This is a genomic window from Glaciihabitans sp. INWT7 (genome assembly GCF_014217685.1).
Classification (GTDB): domain Bacteria; phylum Actinomycetota; class Actinomycetes; order Actinomycetales; family Microbacteriaceae; genus Lacisediminihabitans.
In genome coordinates, this window is the sequence record NZ_CP043653.1 from 2,850,060 (window position 1) to 2,870,107 (window position 20,048).

The 20,048-nt window shown below is 68.1% G+C and carries 17 protein-coding genes and 1 riboswitch; of the genes, 5 read left to right on the forward strand and 12 right to left on the reverse strand.

Annotated features, from left to right (window positions below; translation table 11 throughout):
- Window position 1: 1 nt before the first annotated feature.
- Together glyA and F1C58_RS13760 are read right to left on the reverse strand one after the other, a co-directional pair.
- Entirely contained in the window at window positions 2–1,288 is a 1,287-nt protein-coding gene (glyA, locus tag F1C58_RS13755; RefSeq protein WP_219731980.1) for a serine hydroxymethyltransferase, read from the reverse strand.
- Between the two features lie 45 nt (window positions 1,289–1,333).
- A riboswitch (ZMP/ZTP riboswitch) is annotated at window positions 1,334–1,419 on the reverse strand.
- Window positions 1,420–1,591: 172 nt separating this feature from the next.
- On the reverse strand, window positions 1,592–2,845 hold the full coding sequence (locus F1C58_RS13760; RefSeq protein ID WP_185201630.1) for an MFS transporter: 1,254 nt from the start codon (window positions 2,843–2,845) through the stop codon (window positions 1,592–1,594).
- A gap of 134 nt (window positions 2,846–2,979) precedes the next feature.
- Between F1C58_RS13760 and purU the strand changes: the two genes are divergently transcribed.
- The 3 genes from purU (at window position 2,980) to pdxH (ending at window position 5,455) form a co-directional block, all read left to right on the forward strand.
- Complete coding sequence (purU, locus tag F1C58_RS13765; protein ID WP_185201631.1) at window positions 2,980–3,840, forward strand: formyltetrahydrofolate deformylase; 861 nt, start codon at window positions 2,980–2,982, stop codon at window positions 3,838–3,840.
- A 49-nt stretch (window positions 3,841–3,889) separates the two neighbouring features.
- Complete coding sequence (gene ppk2 / locus F1C58_RS13770) at window positions 3,890–4,702, forward strand: polyphosphate kinase 2 (protein WP_255461120.1); 813 nt, start codon at window positions 3,890–3,892, stop codon at window positions 4,700–4,702.
- A 114-nt stretch (window positions 4,703–4,816) separates the two neighbouring features.
- Window positions 4,817–5,455, forward strand: coding sequence for a pyridoxamine 5'-phosphate oxidase (gene pdxH / locus F1C58_RS13775; protein WP_185201633.1), 639 nt, complete (start codon window positions 4,817–4,819; stop codon window positions 5,453–5,455).
- Here the strand turns inward: pdxH and F1C58_RS13780 are convergent.
- Genes F1C58_RS13780 through F1C58_RS13800 form a run of 5 tightly spaced genes read right to left on the reverse strand, consistent with a single transcriptional unit; the run spans window position 5,452 to window position 10,127 of the window.
- A complete protein-coding gene (locus F1C58_RS13780; protein WP_185201634.1) occupies window positions 5,452–6,366 on the reverse strand; it encodes a PfkB family carbohydrate kinase in 915 nt (304 codons plus the stop codon). The genes pdxH and F1C58_RS13780 overlap by 4 nt on opposite strands.
- Window positions 6,363–7,352 carry an ADP-ribosylglycohydrolase family protein gene (locus tag F1C58_RS13785; RefSeq protein ID WP_255461121.1) on the reverse strand — a complete coding sequence of 330 codons (990 nt, stop codon included), beginning with the start codon at window positions 7,350–7,352 and terminating at the stop codon, window positions 6,363–6,365. Before F1C58_RS13785 ends, F1C58_RS13780 begins: the two co-directional genes overlap by 4 nt.
- On the reverse strand, window positions 7,349–8,074 hold the full coding sequence (locus F1C58_RS13790; protein ID WP_185201635.1) for a GntR family transcriptional regulator: 726 nt from the start codon (window positions 8,072–8,074) through the stop codon (window positions 7,349–7,351). Before F1C58_RS13790 ends, F1C58_RS13785 begins: the two co-directional genes overlap by 4 nt.
- Window positions 8,074–8,613 carry a cysteine hydrolase family protein gene (locus tag F1C58_RS13795; protein ID WP_185201636.1) on the reverse strand — a complete coding sequence of 180 codons (540 nt, stop codon included), beginning with the start codon at window positions 8,611–8,613 and terminating at the stop codon, window positions 8,074–8,076. Before F1C58_RS13795 ends, F1C58_RS13790 begins: the two co-directional genes overlap by 1 nt.
- On the reverse strand, window positions 8,610–10,127 hold the full coding sequence (locus F1C58_RS13800) for a cytosine permease (protein WP_185201637.1): 1,518 nt from the start codon (window positions 10,125–10,127) through the stop codon (window positions 8,610–8,612). The genes F1C58_RS13795 and F1C58_RS13800 overlap by 4 nt, the downstream gene beginning before the upstream one ends.
- Before the next feature lie 86 nt (window positions 10,128–10,213).
- On the opposite strand from F1C58_RS13800, the gene F1C58_RS13805 reads away from it, so the two are divergent.
- Both F1C58_RS13805 and nagA read left to right on the forward strand, forming a co-directional pair.
- Window positions 10,214–10,606, forward strand: coding sequence for a YrdB family protein (locus F1C58_RS13805; RefSeq protein ID WP_255461123.1), 393 nt, complete (start codon window positions 10,214–10,216; stop codon window positions 10,604–10,606).
- The gene (gene nagA, locus F1C58_RS13810; protein ID WP_185201639.1) at window positions 10,603–11,736 is read left to right on the forward strand and encodes an N-acetylglucosamine-6-phosphate deacetylase; all 1,134 of its coding nucleotides are present in this window, start codon (window positions 10,603–10,605) and stop codon (window positions 11,734–11,736) included. The genes F1C58_RS13805 and nagA overlap by 4 nt, the downstream gene beginning before the upstream one ends.
- A 63-nt stretch (window positions 11,737–11,799) precedes the next feature.
- Here the strand turns inward: nagA and F1C58_RS13815 are convergent, their stop codons facing one another.
- The 5 genes from F1C58_RS13815 to F1C58_RS13835 all read right to left on the reverse strand — a co-directional run bounded on the left by F1C58_RS13815 (window position 11,800) and on the right by F1C58_RS13835 (window position 19,934).
- The gene (locus tag F1C58_RS13815) at window positions 11,800–12,570 is read right to left on the reverse strand and encodes a glucosamine-6-phosphate deaminase (protein WP_185201640.1); all 771 of its coding nucleotides are present in this window, start codon (window positions 12,568–12,570) and stop codon (window positions 11,800–11,802) included.
- Window positions 12,563–13,558: an ROK family protein gene (locus F1C58_RS13820; protein ID WP_185201641.1), complete on the reverse strand. Its 996-nt coding sequence runs from the start codon at window positions 13,556–13,558 to the stop codon at window positions 12,563–12,565. The genes F1C58_RS13815 and F1C58_RS13820 overlap by 8 nt, the downstream gene beginning before the upstream one ends.
- The gene (gene nagZ, locus F1C58_RS13825) at window positions 13,555–15,006 is read right to left on the reverse strand and encodes a beta-N-acetylhexosaminidase (protein ID WP_255461125.1); all 1,452 of its coding nucleotides are present in this window, start codon (window positions 15,004–15,006) and stop codon (window positions 13,555–13,557) included. Before nagZ ends, F1C58_RS13820 begins: the two co-directional genes overlap by 4 nt.
- 73 nt (window positions 15,007–15,079) lie before the next feature.
- Window positions 15,080–16,285 carry an ROK family transcriptional regulator gene (locus tag F1C58_RS13830; RefSeq protein WP_185201643.1) on the reverse strand — a complete coding sequence of 402 codons (1,206 nt, stop codon included), beginning with the start codon at window positions 16,283–16,285 and terminating at the stop codon, window positions 15,080–15,082.
- Between the two features lie 58 nt (window positions 16,286–16,343).
- Window positions 16,344–19,934 (reverse strand): S8 family serine peptidase, encoded by a 3,591-nt coding sequence (locus tag F1C58_RS13835; protein ID WP_255461126.1) that lies wholly within the window; start codon window positions 19,932–19,934, stop codon window positions 16,344–16,346.
- Between the last annotated feature and the right edge of the window lie 114 nt (window positions 19,935–20,048).

Here is a 20,048-nt window from a genome sequence, read left to right on the forward strand (position 1 = left end):
GTCAGGACCAGGTTGCCGGCGACACGAGGCCGGGGTAGAGCGGGTAGCCGTCGGTGAGCTTCAGCGCCCGGGCACGCAGGGCCTCGACATCCGGGGTCGGCTTGAGCGCAGCGGCGATGATGTCGGCGACCTCGGTGAACTCCTCGTCGCCGAATCCGCGAGTCGCGAGTGCCGAGGTTCCGATGCGAACGCCGCTCGGTGTCATCGGCGGACGCGGGTCGAACGGCACCGCGTTGCGGTTGACCGTGATTCCGACGGAGTGCAGGATGTCCTCCGCCTCCTGGCCGTGGATCGCCGCGTTGCGGAGGTCGACGAGCACCAGGTGCACATCTGTGCCGCCGGTGAGCACATCGATACCGGCCGCCGTGGCGTCGGCGGCGACGAGCCGCTCGGCCAGGATCTGCGCCCCGCGGATCGTGCGCTCCTGGCGGTCCTTGAACTCGGGCTCCGCGGCGAGCTTGAACGCGGTCGCCTTGCCGGCGATCACGTGCATGAGGGGCCCGCCCTGCTGGCCGGGGAACACGTTGGAGTTGATCTTCTTCTGCAGGTCGAGATCGTTGTTGAGGATGAAGCCGGAGCGGGGACCGCCGAGGGTCTTGTGCACCGTCGACGAGGTGACGTGAGCGTGCTGCACGGGGTTCGGGTGGAGCCCGGCGGCGACGAGCCCGGCGAAGTGGGCCATGTCCACCCAGAGGGTGGCTCCCACCTCGTCGGCGATGGCGCGGAATGCCGCGAAGTCGAGCTGGCGCGGGTAAGCGCTCCAGCCAGCGATGAGCACGTGAGGACGGGTCTCGAGAGCCTTCTCCCGCACGATATCCATGTCGATGAGGAAGGTCTCCGGGTCGACTCCGTAGGCGTGCGCCTCGTAGAGCTTGCCGGAGAAGTTGAGCTTCATGCCGTGGGTGAGGTGGCCGCCGTGAGCCAGCTCGAGGCCGAGGATGCGATCGCCAGGGCTCGCGATCGCCGCGAGCACCGCCGCGTTGGCGGACGCCCCGGAGTGCGGCTGCACGTTCGCGTAGGCCGCCCCGAAGAGGCTCTTCGCGCGGGAGATCGCCAGGCTCTCCGCGACATCCACGAACTCGCAGCCGCCGTAGTAGCGACGACCGGGATACCCCTCGGCGTACTTGTTCGTGAGAACCGAGCCCTGAGCCTCGAGCACGGCGCGGGGGACGAAGTTCTCGCTGGCGATCATCTCGAGGGTGCCGCGCTGGCGATCGAGCTCCTGCTCGAGAACGCGGGCGATCTCCGGATCGACGTCACTGAGCGGCGAATTGAACATGTTGGACATCTGGATGACTCCTCTTGGCACGACCGGATTGATGAAAAGGTTATCCGGTTCGGCCCAGGCGAACGGCCGAAACGTGGAGGCATGTCACTCCCTGATGGATGCCCATCCGAACGCCAGTTGTGACGTTTTCGAGTGTACCCGGCGGTGAGTCGGAGCGCACCCCGGAAGCGTCTTCAGAGTGTGGGGCTGGCTCCCCGTCGACGGATGCTCTAGCGCGCGAGTTGCACTCTTTTGCGGGTTGCCGGCCGAGGACACCCGCACAAGAATGCAACTCACGCCGGGGCCTCGGACAGAACAGAGGGGTCAGTGGTCGAGCACGCGGCGCGGAGGGCGTTGCCGCAACACCAGTTGCGAGGCGATCACCAGCGCGATCGACAGCACGAGGATGCCGGCATAGACGAAGGGCAGCGATCCGAGGCCGAGGGTGCCGAGCAGCAGCGACCCGAGGAGGGCTCCCCCTCCGATCCCCACGTTGAAAGCGGTGGTGTAGAACGCACTCGCCGTGTCCCGGATGCGCGCCGGAGCCGCGTGCAGCATCCGCGTCTGCAACAGGGGTGGAACCACCCCGATCGCCAGACCCCAGAGGAAGAACGCGGGGAGGGATGCGGCCAGCACTCTCGGTTGCAGGCCGAGCACGAGCACCGAAGCGAGCAACACGATCAGGGCGATGACGAGTCCGAGGTTGGGCCGGCGACCGAGCACGAAGGCCACGAGCACCAGCGAGAGCACCCCGGCGACCCCGTTCGCGAAGAGGGCGGGGCTCACGGCGGAAGCATCCAGGCCGACGGCACGTGTGAGGTAGGGCGCGATGAAGGTGTAGAAGCAGTATTGGCCGATCATGATGATCGCGGCGATCACGCAGACGAAGACGACAGCCATCACGGAGTGGTCGCGGCGCGGAACCGTCGAGGTGCGGAATTGCCCGTCGAGCACGGTGATGCCCCCGGTCGCCGTTCCGACCATCGCGGCACCCGCGAGGTGATCTACCCGGGGCAGGAACCGGTACACGAATCCGGCACCGACGATGAGGAGCGCGCCCAGCACGAAGAAGCTCGCCCGCCAGCCGATGGCCTGGCCGAGGGCGGTGCCGATCGGTACTCCGAGCACGAAGGCGAGCGAGCCGCCGCCGAGAGTGATCGAGACGGCGCGACCGACCTGATGCTTCGGCACGAGGTAGGCGGAATAGGCCCCCACGACTGACCAAAACACCCCGTGGGCAAGCCCGCCGAGCACCCGGGAGGCGACGAGGACGGCGTAGTTGGGAGCGAGGGCGGTCGCAACCGTGCTCACCGCGAGCACCAGCAACACCGACACCACGAGCGCATGGCGAGGGATCCGGCGGGTGACGGCGGTCAGGGGCGCGCTCGACAGCACGACCGTGAAGGCGAACACCGACACCGTGGCCCCGATGAGGGATTCGCTGACACGCAGATCCGCGCTCATCTGGGGCAGCAGACCGGTGGGCAGCATCTCGGTGGTGACACTGAGGAAGATCGCTACCGCGACGGTCAGGAGGGCGAAGTAGGGGAAAGGGGCTGTCGTTCGTGGCGCGGTCATGAGACCGGTTGTCCGTTCGAGGAAGTGGTGGAACGTATCGCCGTCCGCGGGAGGCCGCGGCTCATGCGACATCCCCTCCAGAGTACGGCCATCTCTTCGCCAGTGGGTCGCAATGGAGGCAATAGCCTAAGCAGATGACCTCTGCACTATCGACCCACTGGGTGCTGACCCTCGTCTGCTCCGACCGGCCGGGCATCGTGCACGCGATCAGTGGGGCCATCGTCACCGCCGGTGGCAACATCACCGAGTCGCAGCAGTTCTCGAGTGCCGACACCGGCACCTTCTTCATGAGGCTGCAGGTGGAATCCGCCGTGACCCGTGAGGCATTCGAAGCGGCGATCGCGCCCGTGACCACCCACTACGACGCGACCTGGACGCTGGATGTCGTCGGCCGGCCCCTGCGCACACTGGTGCTGGTCTCGAAGGCCGCCCACTGCCTCAACGATCTGCTGTTCCGCGAACGTGCCGGCCAGCTTCCGGTCGAACTTCCCCTCGTTCTGAGCAATCACCCGGATCTGGGCGGCCTCGCCGAGTTCTACGGGGTTCCGTTCGAGTCGCACCCCGTGGCATCCGAGGGCCAGAAGCTCGCCTTCGAGGATCGCGTGCTCGACGCCGTGGAGCGGTTCGACATCGAGCTCGTGGTGCTCGCGCGCTACATGCAGATCCTGTCTCCCGCACTCTGCGAGCGGCTGTCGGGGCGCATCATCAATATCCACCATTCCTTCCTCCCGGGATTCAAGGGAGCCAATCCCTATCGCCAGGCCCATGCCCGGGGGGTCAAGCTCATCGGGGCTACCGCGCACTTCGTGACCAGCGACCTCGACGAGGGTCCGATCATCGAGCAGAACGTGGTGCGCGTCGACCACTCCCGCACCCCGGCCGAGCTCATGTCCATCGGCCAGGACGAGGAATCCCGCACCCTCACCCAGGCGGTGAAGTGGTTCGCCGAGAACCGCGTGCTGCGTGACGGAGCGCGCACGATCATCTTCCGCTAGCGACGTCAGGAACAGAGGAGCTCATCCCGTGCCGGAAAGAAAGACCTCAGTGAAGCGCACCCCCAAGCGCGCCTACGAAGCGGAACTCGAGCGACTCCAGGTGGAACTCGTGCGAATGCAGCAGTGGATCACCGCAACCGGAACCCGGGTCGTGGTGATCTTCGAGGGGCGGGATGCCGCCGGCAAGGGGGGCGCGATCAAGCGCATCGCGCAGTACCTCAACCCACGGACGGCGCGTGTCGTCGCTCTGCCGACTCCCAGCGAACGCGAGCGCGGCCAATGGTACTTCCAGCGGTACATCGAACGGCTTCCGACGTCGGGCGAAATAGTGCTGATGGATCGCTCTTGGTACAACAGGGCCGGAGTCGAGAGGGTGATGGACTATTGCACGGCCGAGGAACACGCGCGTTTCCTATCCCAGACCCCGACCTTCGAACGGATGCTCATCGAAGATGGCATCCTGCTCATCAAGTACTGGTTCTCGGTCTCCGATACCGAGCAGGAGAAGCGTTTCCGCTCCCGCCTGGAAGATCCGATGCGCCGGTGGAAGCTGTCTGACACCGACCTGCTTTCCATCACCCGCTGGGAAGAGTACTCGCGCGCCAAAGACGAGATGTTCGCTCATACGGATACCGATGAATCCCCCTGGTGGACTATCGAGAGTGATGACAAGCGGTCATCGAGGCTGAACACCATCAGTCACCTCCTGTCCCTCGTGCCCTATGAGCATGTGGAGCCCGCGCCCGTGCAGATTCCTGAGCGACCGCAGGCGGAGGGCTACAACCGGCCACCGCGCGAATTGCAACGCCACGTGCCCGACCATGCGGGTGACCTGAAGAAGAAGAGGAAGAAGCAGGATTGAGTGTGGCCATCCAATGTGGCCATCCAGTGTTGGCATCCAACGTGGCCATCCAGTGTGGGCATCCGCCAGCGAAAACCCGATGACGCTGCCAGCCGAGGTGCCTAGGATCTGCACATGAGCTCACTCGAACGACACACCGACTACGGATCGACCGGCCTCTCGGAGTCGGACGTGCTCCGCGACCCGATGGCACAGTTCGCGGCTTGGCTCTCCGCCGCAGAGGACGCCGAGATCTTCGAGCCCAACGCCATGGTGGTGAGCACCGTGGATTCCGACGGCACGCCGAGCAGCCGCACTGTGCTGCTCAAGGGCCTCGACGGCGAGGCATTCGAGTTCGTCACGAACTACCGGTCACACAAGGGGCACGCGCTGTCCGCGCATCCGGCGGTCTCGTTGCTCTTCCCCTGGTACCAGCTCACCCGCCAGGTGATCGTGCGGGGCGTCGCCCACCGCACGGATGCCGCCACCTCCGACGCGTACTTCGCCGCCCGCCCGCACGGCTCACGCCTGGCCGCGCTCGCCAGCGAGCAGTCCGAGCCGGTCGCCTCTCGCCGGGTTCTCGAAGACCGCATGCGCGAGCTCGAGTCTCGCTATCCGGAGGGATCGATCGTGCCGCGCCCCGAGCACTGGGGCGGATTCCGCGTGGTGCCGAGCACAATCGAGTTCTGGCAGGGCCGCACCTCGCGACTGCACGATCGGCTGGTCTTCACGGCCGTCGACGGCGGCTGGACGCTGGAGCGACTGCAGCCCTAGTCCGCGCCGTCGAGCAGCCGCTGAACCTCTGGCGCGGTCGGAGCGGTGGCCGGGCCGCGCCGGGTGACCGCGATGGCGGCGCAGGCGTTGGCTCTCCGCGCCGCAGCAGGCGGCGGCTCCCCCGATGCGAGCGCGGCGAGGAATGCCCCCGTATGGGCATCACCCGCACCAGTGGTGTCGATGGCCTCGGCGGCGAAGCCGGGAACGAATCGAGCCTCGTCCTCCACGACGAGACACCCCTGCGGACCGAGCCGGATAACGACCGCGCGCCAGCTCTCGCGCAGAGCCGTGGCGGCAGCACCGGCATCCGACTCACCGGTCAGCGAGAGGGCCTCCCGCAGGTTGCAGCTGAGCCAATCGGCACGGCCGGCGACGGTGGCGAGCGCCTCCGCGGGGACCGTTGTCGCGAGCGGGCCGGGATCGAACAGAACCGTGTGCCCGGGGCCGATCCCCGCGATCCACGGGGCAAGCACGCCGGCGTTCGTGCTCTCGAGAAGGCCGTAGCCCGAGACGTGCACGAGATCACCCGCGCCGAGGCTGATGCTCACCAGCTCGCGGGCGGCGAGCCTCGCTTCAGCCCCGAACACCGTGACGAAGGTGCGCTCGCCGTCGTCGTCGACCAGGGCGATGTCGAAGCCGGTGTCGGCATCCGGGGAGGGATCGAGCAACACCGCGATTCCCTCGGCGCTGAGGGCCGATCGCACCCGGTCTCCGTGCGGTCCGACGCCGTGCGCTCCGCCATACGCACTGGCGAGGCCCTGGCGAACGGCCGCCACCAGCGTGTTGAAGGCCCCTCCCGGCGTGCTGCCGGTGTCGCGGGCGAGCACATCGCTGCCTCTTTCGGGAAGCGCGGGGATGCGCAGGGTGAGGTCCACGATCACATTGCCGACGCTCACCAGCCTGCTCGTCATCGCAGCGCCAACAGGCCGTCGGCGACCGACTCGAGGTCGAGTGAGTTCACCGCCCGCACGGTCTCGCGCGCCTCCGCGGGGAATGCTGTGGAGCCTGAGACCGCGCCCCCGATCGCTCCGGCCATCGCGGCCACGGTATCGCTGTCGCCGCCGAGCGAAGCCGCGGCGCAGACGGCCCGCCAGGGATCGTGCGGGAAGGTGGCGAGGATCCCGAACGCGGCCGGCACGGACTCCTGCGTGGCGAGACTCGTGCCGATGACCTCGTACAGGCGGGTGAGACTGCCGTGGGGATCGGCGGGATCGGCCAGGTCGATCGCGAGGCGGATGCGTGCCGACACATCCGCCGCCGCGACCCAGTAGCCCCGGCTCGCGCCCAGCCGGGCCGCCTCGATCGCCGTGTCGAAGGCCTCACCGAGGTCGGCGCCGTCGATTCCGGCGCTGATGGCGGCAGCGACCGCGCTCGCTCCGGCTATCGCGACGCCGGTGTTGTGCGAGACGAGGCTGGTCGACGCGACGAGGTCGACCAGGGTGTCAACAGGCTGCCATGTGCGGATGATGCCGACCGGTGTCACCCGCATGGCGGCACCATTCGTCGTTCCGAACCGACCGGCGGTCGCTATCGGCTCGCCGTCGAGCACGGCGCGCACGGCGCGCTTCGTCGACGGCCCGAGAAGGTCGAGCGAACCTCGCTCTCGCATGTCGTCCTCCCACGCCACGAGAGCGGCGGCGAATGCCCCCGGATCCACCGTGCCCCGCCCCGCGATGAGGAGGTCGGCGAGCAAGAGCGCCTGCTCGGTGTCATCCGTGATGTGTCCCGCCGGGAGCCCACCGGCGAGGGGATGCCCAGGATCCGCGGCCCGGAAGCCATCGATGACGCCATAGCGGCCGGCGATCTCGGCGCGTGACATCTGCTGGGTCGGCATGCCCAGGGCATCGCCGATCGCGAGTCCGTACAGGGCTGCGATGGCGTGCTCGCGAGCGCTCACTCGTGCGCCGAGAACTGGAAGTGCAGGCTGAAGTGAGCGGGATCGAGCAGGCTCTCCACGTGCTCCACGAGCTCGCCGACGGCGTTGCGGGTGACGCAGCGCGACCAGAGGAATGGCGCCGCGGGCGGGCGCTCGAGAAGTGCGGCCTCCGTCGAGTCGAGCATCCTCACCTCCACCCACTGCTCGCCGGTCGACGCGACGAGGTCGCACTCGAGCAGCATGCGAGTGAGCGATCCCGCGGCCTGGCCGGCCGCGACCGCGTCGGCCACCTGAGCCGTCGCCCGCACCCGTGATCTCTCGTAGGAGATCACCGGGCCGTTCACGATGGACCGCAGGCGATCGATCGCGATGAAGCTGTCGCTCGGTTCCCCGAGCGATGCGGCGAGCGCGGCATCCTGCACGGGTTGCGCGCCGATGACCCGCACCGTCGTCTCGAGCCCCTGCTCTTGGAGGGCCCGCGCCCAGCCGAGCCTCACGTTGAGCGGTCGACCATCGTAGGTGACGAAGGATCCCTTGCCCGAGCGCGTGCTGATGAGCCCGGCACGGCCGAGCTCGGTGAGGGCCGCGCGCACAGTGTTGCGGCTCACCGAGAATCTCTCGGCGAGAGTGGTCTCCCCGGGCAGCTGCAGCCCGTACGGCACCTCGCCCGCGCGGATCTCCCCGGTGAGGATGCGCGCGATCTCCTCGTGTTTGAGCCCAGAGACCCGTGCGCCGCCGACCATCAGGACATCACGGCGTCAGCGCTCGTGACCTCGATCAGCGGGCCGTAGAGCGCCATCGCGTCGAGGGCGCGCTGGTGGTCTGCCGCACTCAATCCGGCGCAGGCGTCCTGCGCGACGAGCACGCGCACCCCGGCATCCGCGGCGGCGAGGGCGGTCGAGAGCACGCAGCAGTCGGTGGAGACGCCGGCGAGCACCACCGCCGCATCCGGTCCGATGATCGTGGAGAGTTCATCTCCCCATTTGCCGAAGGTCGTGCGCGAGATCACCGGATGGTCGGTGCCGGAGAACGCCGGCATCAGCTCGTAGAGCGGATCGCTGTGGTGCACGAGGGCGAACGGCCACAGCTCGTAATAGGGCACCCAGGCGCCGGTCGGATGCTCCGGCGCGATGAACCGCGTGTACACGACCCGCTCACCGAAGTGTTCGACGAGACGCGCGACGGTCGGTTCGATCGCCGCGTAGCCCGGGGTGAACCAGGCGCTGCTCGGATCCCCGAACACCACCTGCATGTCGATGACGACCAGCCAGGGACCGTTCATCGCACTACGGTCTCAACGGGCTCCTCGATCGGCAGTGCCTCCTGGCGACGGATTGTCGCCCGGCTGAAGACGATCGTGCCCAAGAAGCCGACGAGCAACGACAGCAGCACCCCGAGGTTGGCGTAGGACCAGTCCTTCGCGAGGCCGAGCGGGCCGAGGAAGTAGCCCTGCCAGTTGAGCCACGGCACGTCGGCGGTGGCCACGACGAGTCCCCAGCCGAGACCGGTGCCCACGACGATGAGCAGGATCGGCACCCAGCGCACGTCGCCGTAGCGCCCGGTGGTCGAGTAGAGCTCTGCCTCCGCGTAGTCCTTGCGGCGCAGGATCACGTCGGCGACCATCACCCCGCACCACACTGCGACCGGCACTCCGAGGGTGATGAGGAAGCCCTGGAACGGACCGATGAAGTTCGTCGCGAAGAAGACGACCACGATCGCGCCGACGATCATCACCACGCCGTCGATGCCGGCGGCGGCGAAGCGGGGGATTCGGATGCCGGCGCTGAGCAGCGCAAGACCGGAGGAGTAGATGTCGAGCACCGCTCCCCCGACGAGGCCGAGCACGGCGACGAGCGCAAACGGAATCAGGAACCAGACCGGGAGGATCGACGTGAGCGCGCCGATCGGGTCACCGCTGATCGCGTCGCTCAGCTTGGAGGAGGATCCGGCGAGGAGCAGTCCGAACACCACGAGCACGATCGGCGCGACGGCGGCTCCGAAGGTGGTCCATCCGACCACGGCCGAGCTGCGGGTGGATCGCGGGAGATAGCGCGAATAGTCCGCCGCGGCATTGACCCAACCGAGGCCGAAGCCAGTCATGACGAGCACGAGAGCGCCGACGACGGCCTGGGGCTGGCCGGCCGGGATGGCCGCGATCTTCGCGAAGTCGATGCTGGGCAGCGCGAGCACGATGTAGACGACGGTGAGCACTCCCGTGATCACGGTGATCCATACCTGAAGACGCATGATGAAGTCGATGCCGACGATGCCCGCGACCACGATGAGGGCCGCGATCACGATCAAAGCGACGATCTTCGTCGCGATCCCCCCGTCGAAGCCGAGCTCCGTGAACACCGTGGAGGTCGCGAGCACGGCGAGAGCGGTCAGCGCCGTCTCCCAGCCCACCGTGAGCACCCAGGACAGCACGGCGGGAACCCGGTTTCCCCGCACCCCGAAGGCCGCCCGGCTGAGCACCATCGTCGGGGCCGAGCCACGCTTGCCGGCGAGCGCGACGATGCCGCAGAGCAGGAACGAGACGATGATGCCGACAAGGCTGACGAAAGTCGCCTGCCAGAACGAGATGCCGAAGCCGAGGATGAAGGATCCGTAGCTGATGCCGAAGACCGAGACGTTCGCGCCGAACCACGGCCAGAACAGGCTGGACGCCGTTCCCTTTCGCTCGGACTCCTGAATCGTGTTGATGCCATTGAGCTCGATGCCCCTGGCTTCCCGCAGGTCTCGTGGGGTGTCGGTGGTGCTCACAGAATTCCTCCGGTTCGTCGTGACAACGCGCATACTGCACCTGTTCAGACCTGTTCAGTCCGTGAGCACACGCTAGTGGGCTCCCCGCCAGGCTGTCAATGCATCGCTACTGTTGGGGTGTGACAACGCCAGGAACTGTTGCGGTGCGAATCGGGCCGAATGACGTGCTTCGCTTCGTCCTCGAGCTGTTCGCCCTGTTCTCCCTCGGATTCTGGGGATACCTCGCCTGGCCGTTTCCGTGGCCCGGAGTGCTCTTCATGGTCGGCGCTCCGCTCTTCGCCGCCGTGGTCTGGGCCCTGTTCCGATCCCCGAAGGCGGTGTTCCCGCTCGATGTCGTCGGCCGCAGCCTCGTGGAGATCTTCGTGATGGGGGCCGCCGTCGCCGTCTGGTTCATGATCGGATACCCCGTAGTCGGCGTGATCTTCGGTGTTGTCGCCGCGATCAGCGGCGTCATCGCGGGCCGCGCGGAAATCGCGGCGGAACTGACAGCACAGGAAGCAGAACCACGATGACCACCCTCTTTCACAGTGCCCGCAAGCTCGATGGCCACGGACAGGTCGACGACTTCTGGGCGCTCGTGCGCGGTGACACGATCGACTCCGTCGGCTCCGGACCGCAGCATCCGCAGGCCGACACCGTGGTCGACGTCGGAGGCCGCTGGTTCGTGCCCGGTTTCATCGACATCCACGCGCACGGAGGAGGAGGGCACTCCTTCGACAACGGCGGGGAGGAGATCGCCGCGGCACTCGATGCTCACCGCGCCCATGGCACCACCCGCTCGGTGATCAGCCTCGTGGCGAATCCGGTCGCACAGTTGCGCGAGAGTCTCGGCGTGATCGCCGAGCTGGCGGCATCCGATCCACTCGTGCTCGGCTCGCACCTCGAGGGGCCGTTCCTCTCTTCCGATCGCCGGGGTGCCCACAACCCGCAGTTCCTCCTCGACCCCCTCCCGTGGGCGGTCGACGAACTGCTCGGCGCCGCTCGCGGCACCCTGCGCCAGATCACGATCGCTCCCGAGCGCGAAGGCGCCCTCGAGGCGATCGACGTGCTGGTGGAGAATCGGGTGACCGTGGCAGTGGGCCACACCGATGCCGGATTCGACCTCACCCGCGAGGCCTTCGACCGGGGAGCGCGCCTGCTCACCCACGTCTTCAATGCCATGGCGCCGATCCATCATCGGGCGCCGGGACCGATCATCGCCGCTTTCGAAGACGAGAGGGTGACCATCGAGCTCATTCTCGACGGCCTCCACGTGCATCCGGATGTCGCTGCGATGGTGTTCCGTTCGGCACCCGGCCGGGTCGCACTGGTGACCGACGCGATGGCCGCGGCGGCATCCGACGACGGAGACTACCGCCTCGGTTCCCTCAATGTGACGGTGAAAGACGGCCTTGCCGTGCTGTCGGGCACCTCGACCATCGCGGGCTCCACCCTCACCCAGGACGCCGCGCTGCGCTGCGCGATCGAGGCGACCGGGATCTCACCACGGGATGCGGTCGCAGCCCTCACCATCACTCCCGCCACCGCGCTCGGCTACGGGCACCGCTTCGGGTACCTCGCTCCCGGCTTCGCCGCCGATGCAGTGCTGCTCGATCACGAGTGGCAGGTCTCCGAGGTGTGGGCGGCCGGCGCGAAGCTGTAGCCTCGCCGGGGCATCCCCCGTCTCCTGCGCCTCGACCGCCATTCGAGCGGGTCGAGGGGCGGGCTACAGGCCCTCCCACTCCGGCTTGTTGGCCCAGGCGTAGCGGTAGTAGTCGACGTTCGCGAGGCCGGAAGCGGCGGCCTCATCGACGATCACCGTGACGTGCGAGTGCAGCTGGATCGCGGATCCGGGAGCACTCGCTGTCACCGGACCCTCCACCGCCGCCGCGATCGCCGCCGCCTTGCCCTCGCCGAAGGCGAGCAGCACCAGGTGACGGGCACGACGGATGGTGCCGAGTCCCTGTGTGATGCAGTTGACCGGCACCTCGTCGACCGAGGCGAAGAACCGGGCATTGTCACGGCGCGTCTGCTGTGTCAGTGTCTTGACACGGGTGAGCGACTCGAACGACGAGCCGGGCTCATTGAAGCCGATGTGCCCGTCGGTGCCGATGCCAAGCACCTGCAGGTCGACTCCCCCGGCAGCCCGGATGGCGAGCTCATAGTCCTCGCCCGCTGTCTCGATCGGCCCGAGGTGGCCGGGCACCGCCACGAGTGATTCGTCGAGCCCGAGCGGTTCGACAACCTCCCGGGTGATCACGGCGCGATAGCTCTCCGGATGGCCGTCGGGCAGTCCGACATACTCGTCGAGGGCGAAGCCGCGCGCCCGGGAGAGATCGGCCCGCCGGCCAGCGAGGGCGCGCCAGACCCCGAGCGGAGTCGATCCGGTCGCGAGGCCGAGCACGGCATCCGCTCTTCTCGCGACGAGCGCGAGGATGGCATCGGCCGCCAACTCGCCCGCCTCTGCGGTGTCTTTCACGATCACGATCTCAGCCATCGGTCGATGCCCTTCCCTGGTCTGCTTCTCTGTTCTGTTGCGGTTCTGGTCGAACGAGCGGGGTCGGCCGCGGGCCATCGCCGATCGATGGCGCCCCGACGAAGGCGGCCCCGACCGCCGACACGGGAGTGCCCGCGGGCACGAGTCGCACTCGCTCGGAGAGTCGCAGCGAGGCGATGAATGGCGAGTGCTCCGACCAACCGTCGAGCGCTGCCCGGATTCCGGCCAACAGCGGGTCTCCGAGCGAACTGATGCCGCCGCCGATCACCACGGTCTCCACATCGACGCTCAACACGAGGATCCGCACCGCGGAGGCCACATTGGCCAGGAAGCGTTGCCTGACCTCGACAGCGAGGGGCTCGCCCGCGAGCGCGGACTCGAAGAGTGCGTGCACCGGGGACGCGGCGTCGCTCGGCCACTGTCGCGAGACCGCCGATCCGGAAGCCACCATCTCGAGGCATCCACGTTGTCCGCACTGGCAGACCGGACCTTCGGTGTCGACCGGGATGTGCCCGATCTCGCCCGCGGTACCGCGGGCACCGCGCCACAGCCGACCCTCGAGAACGAGGCCCGCGGCGAGCCCGGTACCGAGGTTGAGATAGGCCATGGATGTCGTCGGCGGCAGCTCGAGCAGATGGAAGGCTCCCAGAGCCGCGGCATTCACATCGTTCTCCACCCGCACCGCAACCCCGAGCATGCGGGAGAGCTCGCCGCCGAGTTCGAGCTCATCCAGCCCGAGATTGACCGCGTGCGAGACGCGTCCACTCGAGCTGTCGACCGCGCCGGGTACTCCGACTCCCACTGACTCGATGCTGCCGACCGGCACCCGCAAAGCGGTCGCGAGAGACGAGACCACTCCCGCTGTCGTCTGCAGCACCGAGGTGGCGCCGAAGCCGGTGGATACTCTCAACTGGTGCAGGATGCGACCCGTCTCGTCGATGGCCACCGCGTCGGTCTTCGTGCCGCCGACGTCCACTCCGACCCTCATGCGCCGGCCCGCCTCTCCAGCCAGCGGAGCAGGGCGAGGCCCGCGTGACGGGACGCCCCGAAGGTGGCGACATCTGCATAGCGCCGGTCGTCCGACGGCCAGCCCATCTCCACCACGAAGGTGGACGGATGCTGTCGGCGCACCTCGTCGATCAGGCTCCGCACCCAGGCCCGGCGGTGATTGCCCCGACCGACGATCACCGGTTGGACACCGGGAAGCAGGTGAAGTGTCTCTCCGTCCCGCACCACGATCGCCTCCGCGCCGGCCGCGACCGGCCCCCAGGGACAGGCGCCGACGGCGATGTTCGCCTCGGTTTCCAGGACGACGATGGCGCGATCCGGCTCGATCCGATGAGCAGCAGTGTCGAACGCCGCAGTGTCGAATGAGGCGGCGGTCCGTTCGAGCGAGAACCGAAGATCCGCCTCATATGCCGGCAGCGGAATGTGGCGGGCTTCCTCCTCGGAATCCCGAGCCAGCCGCCGCACCCGTGCGGAGGCATCGGCAAGCCGGCCGGGGTCCAGCCGTCCTGACGCCACGGCATCGGCGAGTACCTGCTCGATGTCGTCGAGCTGATCGGCCGTGTTCTCTGTGCCGATGCAGAGGAGGTCGCAGCCCGCGGCCACAGCCCTCACGGCAGCCTCGGGGATGCCGATCTCGCCGCTGGCCCCCGCCATATCGAGGGCGTCGGTGACGATCACCCCGTCGAATCCGAGTTCTCGCCGCAAGAGGTCCCCGAGCACCGTGGGAGAAAAGGTCGCGGGAGACTGCGCATCGAGCTGAGGCACCATGATGTGCGAGGTCATGATCGTACGCACGCCCGCAGCGATCGCGGCGACGAAGGGCGCGAGCTCACGGTCACGGAGCTGGTCGAGCGATCGATCGATCACTGGCAGCGCCAGGTGGGAGTCGAGAGCGGTGTCGCCGTGTCCCGGAAAGTGTTTGGCGCTGCCGGCGATTCCGGTGGCCTGGAGTCCCGCGACCCAGGCGGCGCTATGGCGGGCGACCAGCGAGGGATCCGTTCCGAAGCTGCGCACACCGATCACCGGGTTGTCCGGGTTGGAGTTGATGTCGACATCCGGAGCGAAATCGAGCGTGCACCCGGCCCGGCGCAACTCCCAGCCCACGGTCGTCGCTATGGCCTTCGTGTAGTCGACGTCGTCGGTGCGGCCGAGGATGGCGTTGCCCGGATAGGGCGAGCCGACCCGGTCGTGCAGGCGGGTCACGTCGCCGCCCTCCTCGTCCACGGCGATCACGGCGAGGGGATTGGCGGCACGGATGGCGGCGGTGAGTTCGCTGAGTTGCGCCGCAGAGACGATGTTCTGCCCGAAGAGACAGACGCCGGCGAGACCGCCGCGAAGCCGGACAGCGAGCCAGTCGGGAAGAGCGTGACCGACGAAGCCCGGAAGCAGGATTCCAGCGGTCGTGGCCCGGGAAGGTCGACTGGCCACGCGGTGCTCCCTTCGAATCATGGGACGGGGTTTGTTAGTAGAGCTTACTAACGTGACCGGCTGCGGCGAAAGGTCACGACACCCCCAGTCGCGAAGAGATCACCATGACCGCGGCGCCGCGCAAGACGATGTCGTTCCCGAGGGTCGAGAGGCGCAGGGCGAGACCCCCGTGGAATCTGTCCATCGTTCGGCCGCGAATCGTCTCGAGAGTCGCCTCGGTGAGGGAGCCGCCGAGCAGCGAATCGGGGCCGCTCAGCACCACTTCGCTGAGGTTGAGGGCCCCGACGATCGGCGCGAGCGCGATTCCCAGCCGCGTGCCCGCCTCGCGCAGGATGACGGCGCGGCGCGCCGCGGGATCCGCATCGTCGTCGGCCTGCCGCAGCTTCGCCTCGAGCCGGGGTGCGGCGAGCCAGGTCTCGAGACAACCGTGCTTGCCGCAGCTGCAGAGCTCCCCGCCGTCGGTGCCGACGACGACGTGACCGATCTCGCCCGCCGCGAATCTGCTGCCGTGCAGCAGGGTACCCCCGAGCAGGAGTCCGGCACCGACCCCGCGGCCGACCCGCACGAGCATGAGGTCTCCCTGCGCGTCGCCGTAGCTGTGCTCGGCGAGAACCGCCGCGTTGGCATCGTTGGTCACCACGACCGGCACTCCGAATCGCTCCGAGAGCTTGGCCTGCAACGGCAGCCCGGTCCAGTGGAGGTTGGGGGCGCTCACGACTGACCCCGCGAGGTCGACGATGCCGGGAGATCCGACGCCGATTCCGAGCAGGGGCGCCGTCACCACAGCGAGCAGGTCCTCGATGAGGGAGAACACCTGCTGAAGTGCCGCCTCCCCCGCACTTCCCGCGATCGGAAGCTCCACCCGGTGAAGGATCGTGCCTCCGAGGTCGAGTACGGCCCCGCGGAAGACCTCGGAATCGCTGAGGTCGATGCCCACGATCTGAAACGCTGCGCGATCGATGTCGAGCAGGATCGCCGGCTTGCCCGGCCGGGGTCCGTCACGCTGGCCGGTCTCGACAACAAGGGCCTCCGCCATGAGCTCGGTGACCAGATCGGACACGGTCACCCTGGTGAGCCCGGTGCTGCGCGCGACATCCGCCCGGCTCTGCTGGCCGGCCGTGAAGAGCGTCTGGAGCACGAGAGCACGGTTGTGTCCGCGCGCATGTTCCGGCAGCACTTTGGAGTTCGGTCGAAGCGGGCGCCCTGAAACGCCGGCGCTGCGCTGCGAGAGGAAGGATGCCCGCGAGCGAGCCGCCCCGGTCTCGCCTGGCTGCGTCATGTTTGTTAGTAAAGCTTACGAAGGGGGGTGCCGCAACACACCCCCCTTCGCACTGCGGCTAGAAGATGACCAGATAGCGCTTCGTCGGACTGGTCGAACCGGCGACCGTTTCGGCCGCCGTCGGCACGAAGCTCGCGCGCACAGAGTAGATGCCACTGCCCCTCTTCGGCAATGGATAGCTCACGACGCCCGAGCTACCCGCGGCGATCGGGATGGTGGCGACCGCACGACCGTTCACGGTGACCACCACCTGCCCCGCCGGCAGCGTGGCGGCACCGGATGTCAGCTTCACGGTCGCCGTCGTCTGCTGCCAGGAGAACAGCACGTTGCGGCTCAGGGAGAGGCTCGTCGCGGTGACGAACTTCACCGTGACCGCGGCAGAGGTGGCCGTACCCGGGGGCAGCGTGCCCTTCGTCGCGGTGACCACCACGGTGAGTGTCTTGCCCTGGTCAGCAGTCGCTACGCGATAGTTCGCCCGGGTCGCACCGGGGATGTCCACCCCGTTCGCCTGCCACTGGTAGGCGAAGCGAAGGCCCGCGACATCCCACGTTCCCGGCGTCACGGTGAGCCGCTGACCGACCTCAGGGGTGCCGGTGATGGCCGGCGGAGCGGTGTTGAGGGGCGTACCCGGCTTCACGTCCGCCTGTGTCACCACATTGACGACGGTGTAGGCACCGGTGTCCCCATAATTCACGAGCCCGAGATAGCTGGAGTAGGCCGCGAGACCCGCCCAGGCAGCCGTGTAGGTCGCCGGCACACCCTGCCTCCCCGGCAGGACCGGGGGCGTGAGGGTGAGCGGGGCGCCCCCGTCGGACACTGCGTAGGTGCGCAGGTCGAAGGTGGTCGGCGCGGGTGCCGCGTAGACGGTCACCTCCACGAGATAGCTTCCGGCATCCGGAGCGAGCAGGTTCACCCGCTCGTCGGCCGAGCCGGTCGCCGACTGGAAGGCCGCGACCGGAGTGCCCGCGGCATCCAGCTGGTAGACCACGAGGTCGAGGTCGGCAGCGTTGTCGGTGGTGTCGAGATCGAACCTGGCGTATTTCGATCCGGCGGGCACGGCGACCGTGTAGTCGAAGGTGTCAGCCTCGGCACTCGACCCCGAGTGGCCGGGCGTGCCGCCGGCGGTGGGGTCGGGCTGCAACGTTCCGGCGGTGAGACCGGTGGTCGTCAGCGGGATGTCTCCATCCCCGCCCGGGGTGACGGTCACGTCGACCGATCCATAAGTACCGGTCCCGCTGGCGGATGCGGGTGCCACGATCGTCACGGGCTGTACCGCGATCGGACTGCGGACCGTCGTCGAGCCGCTGGTCCAGGTGAGGGAACCCGTCGCGAAGGCATCCAGCGGCGCGGTCGTGCGGCTGAAGGTGACCGTGAAGCTCTTGGACTCGCCCGCCGCACCGAAGCTGAGGGTCGACGGGGTGACCACCGCGTCGATCCCCGGCACGCTCACCGCAGCGGTGAAGGTGCCTGCCTGGGTCGAGGTGACCGTGCGAGTGACGGTCTGTGAGCCGGTGAGAGATCCGATGCCGATGGAGGCGAGGTTGAGATCACTCGGATCGATCGGGGCGACTCCCACATCGTAGCCGGCACCCTGGATGTAGCCATACCAGTCGTCGAGACCGTTGAGGTACAGGAGTCCCGGCGAGAAGTACCGGGTCGGGTCGGCGTGACCGGCTCCCTGAGTGAATGGATCGGTCACCGCCTTTCCGGCGCCGTCCTTCGTGTCGTAGGCGGTGGTCATCAACGCAGATTTGATCTCCGACGGCGTCGCGGTGGGGTGCACACCGAGGTAGAGCAGGCCGAGACCGGAGATGTGCGGAGCGGCCATCGAGGTTCCGGAGAGGAACTGGAAGGTCGGCTCCGCGCCGGCCGCGTTCGCCCCGTCGGCGATGATCGCCACCCCGGGGGCGGAGATGTCGGGCTTGATGATGTCGCTGCCGTCGGCGAGCACCGGGCCGCGCGACGAGAAGCCCGCGACGATCGGAGTGGGCGGGGTGTCACCGGCGGTGTTGTCCGGGGTGAAGGTGGCCGTGGCTCCTGCGGTCGCCGCGTAGGCGAGCACCTGGTCGTGGTACTGCGCATCCAGATGGACCGTCGGCACCGAGTGCGGGTCGAGATCGAGCGATCCCGGCACCACATTGACGAGGACCATGCCGATTCCTCCAGCACGCGCGACCTCGGCGGACTTGTCCACGCGGGCGTTGGTCCCCCGCTCACAGACCACGATCTTGCCGGCCGCCTTCGCCGGGTCGAGGGAGTTCGCGAAGCAGAGGTTGGGGCTCGTGCCACCCGCGAGTGCCACGCTTGCCGCGGTCACGAGAGGCCCCGTGAGGGGAGTCACCCCCGCGGTGCGGTCGACGGAGACGGATGCACCGCCGAACTTGCTTCCGTCGCCGAGGGTCACTGTCGCCTCGTAGCTCGGGATCGTGCTCGCCGCGACCGTGGTGATCCAGGGAGACGCGTTATCGAGAGTGGATGCGCCCGGGCCGGAGTTGCCCGCCGAGGCGGAGACGAAGACTCCGGCGGCGGCAGCGCCGAGGAAGGCCTGGTCGGTCGGTGACACCGTGGTCTGCGCCGCCCCGCCGCCGATCGAGTAGTTGATCACGTCGACGCCGTCTGCGACCGCCTGGTCGATTCCGGCGAGGAGGTCGGAGGTGGCGCATCCGTCGTCCGTCGTCACCGAGGGATCGGGACCGGACCAGCAGACCTTGTACACCGCGATCTTCGCTGCCGGAGCGACACCGGTGATCGTGCCGTAACTCGTGCCACTGACGGACGCGGGGACTCGGGCGTCACCTGCGGCCGTGCTCGCGGTGTGAGATCCGTGGCCGTCGCCGTCACGGGGCGAGACGTACTCGCCTGTCGCTGCGGTTCCGATCTTGCCGGCGCCGAAGCCGGCGAGGAAGTAGCGGGCGCTGATGATCTTGGTGGAGCAGTCAGCCGCGGTGAATTGCTCTCCGGTCTGGCAGACACCGGTGAAGGTGGCCCCATCGGCCTTCGCGAAGGTGGTGGTGGTGCCGTTGAGGTAGGGGTCCGCACCGGCCGTGGTTCCGAGGGGCGAACCGGCGAAAGAGGGGTTCTCCGGGGCGATGCCGGTGTCGAGATCGCCGAGCACGATGCCCTTGCCCGCCTTGTCGAGACCGCCGATCTTGTCCCACACACCGCCCGTGCCATCGAGGCCGAGGAACGAGGTCGACGGTGTCGCAGTCACGTGCTTGAGTTCGTCCGGCGCGAGCGACGCGACCTTCCGGTCGGAGGAGAGCGCGGCGAGCTGTTTCACCGTGAGGGTCGCGGAGAAGGCGTTGAGCGCGAGTGTGTACGACTGGTCGATCTTGACGGCCGCCGCTCCCGCGACATCCTTCTGCTCGCTGGAGAGGTATTCGGAGTAGGTCTGCACGGCCTTGGCCCGGGCGTTGAGCTGCTTGCCCTCGACGGGCTTCGTGGCCGCATAGCCCTTCACCCCTCCGCGATACGTCGCCACGGCCGGGTCGGCGAGGGTCACGATGTACCGACCGGGAGTGAAAGTGGTCTGGTGTTGACCGCCGATGCCGGTGGGCGCGGCGGTCGCGCTGAGCGCGGTGCCGGCGACGAGGGAGGTGGTGACCAAGCCGACGATGGCCAGGCCCGACAGTGCTTTCCGAATGCTCACAGATAGGTCCTTTTCGTGGAAGGTGAATCTCTGCCGGGCAGTCGGGAACTGCGCGCGATTGTCTCAACCTAGGGTTCTACCCCCGTCCCGGGGGTGCCTCGTTACTATTCCGTT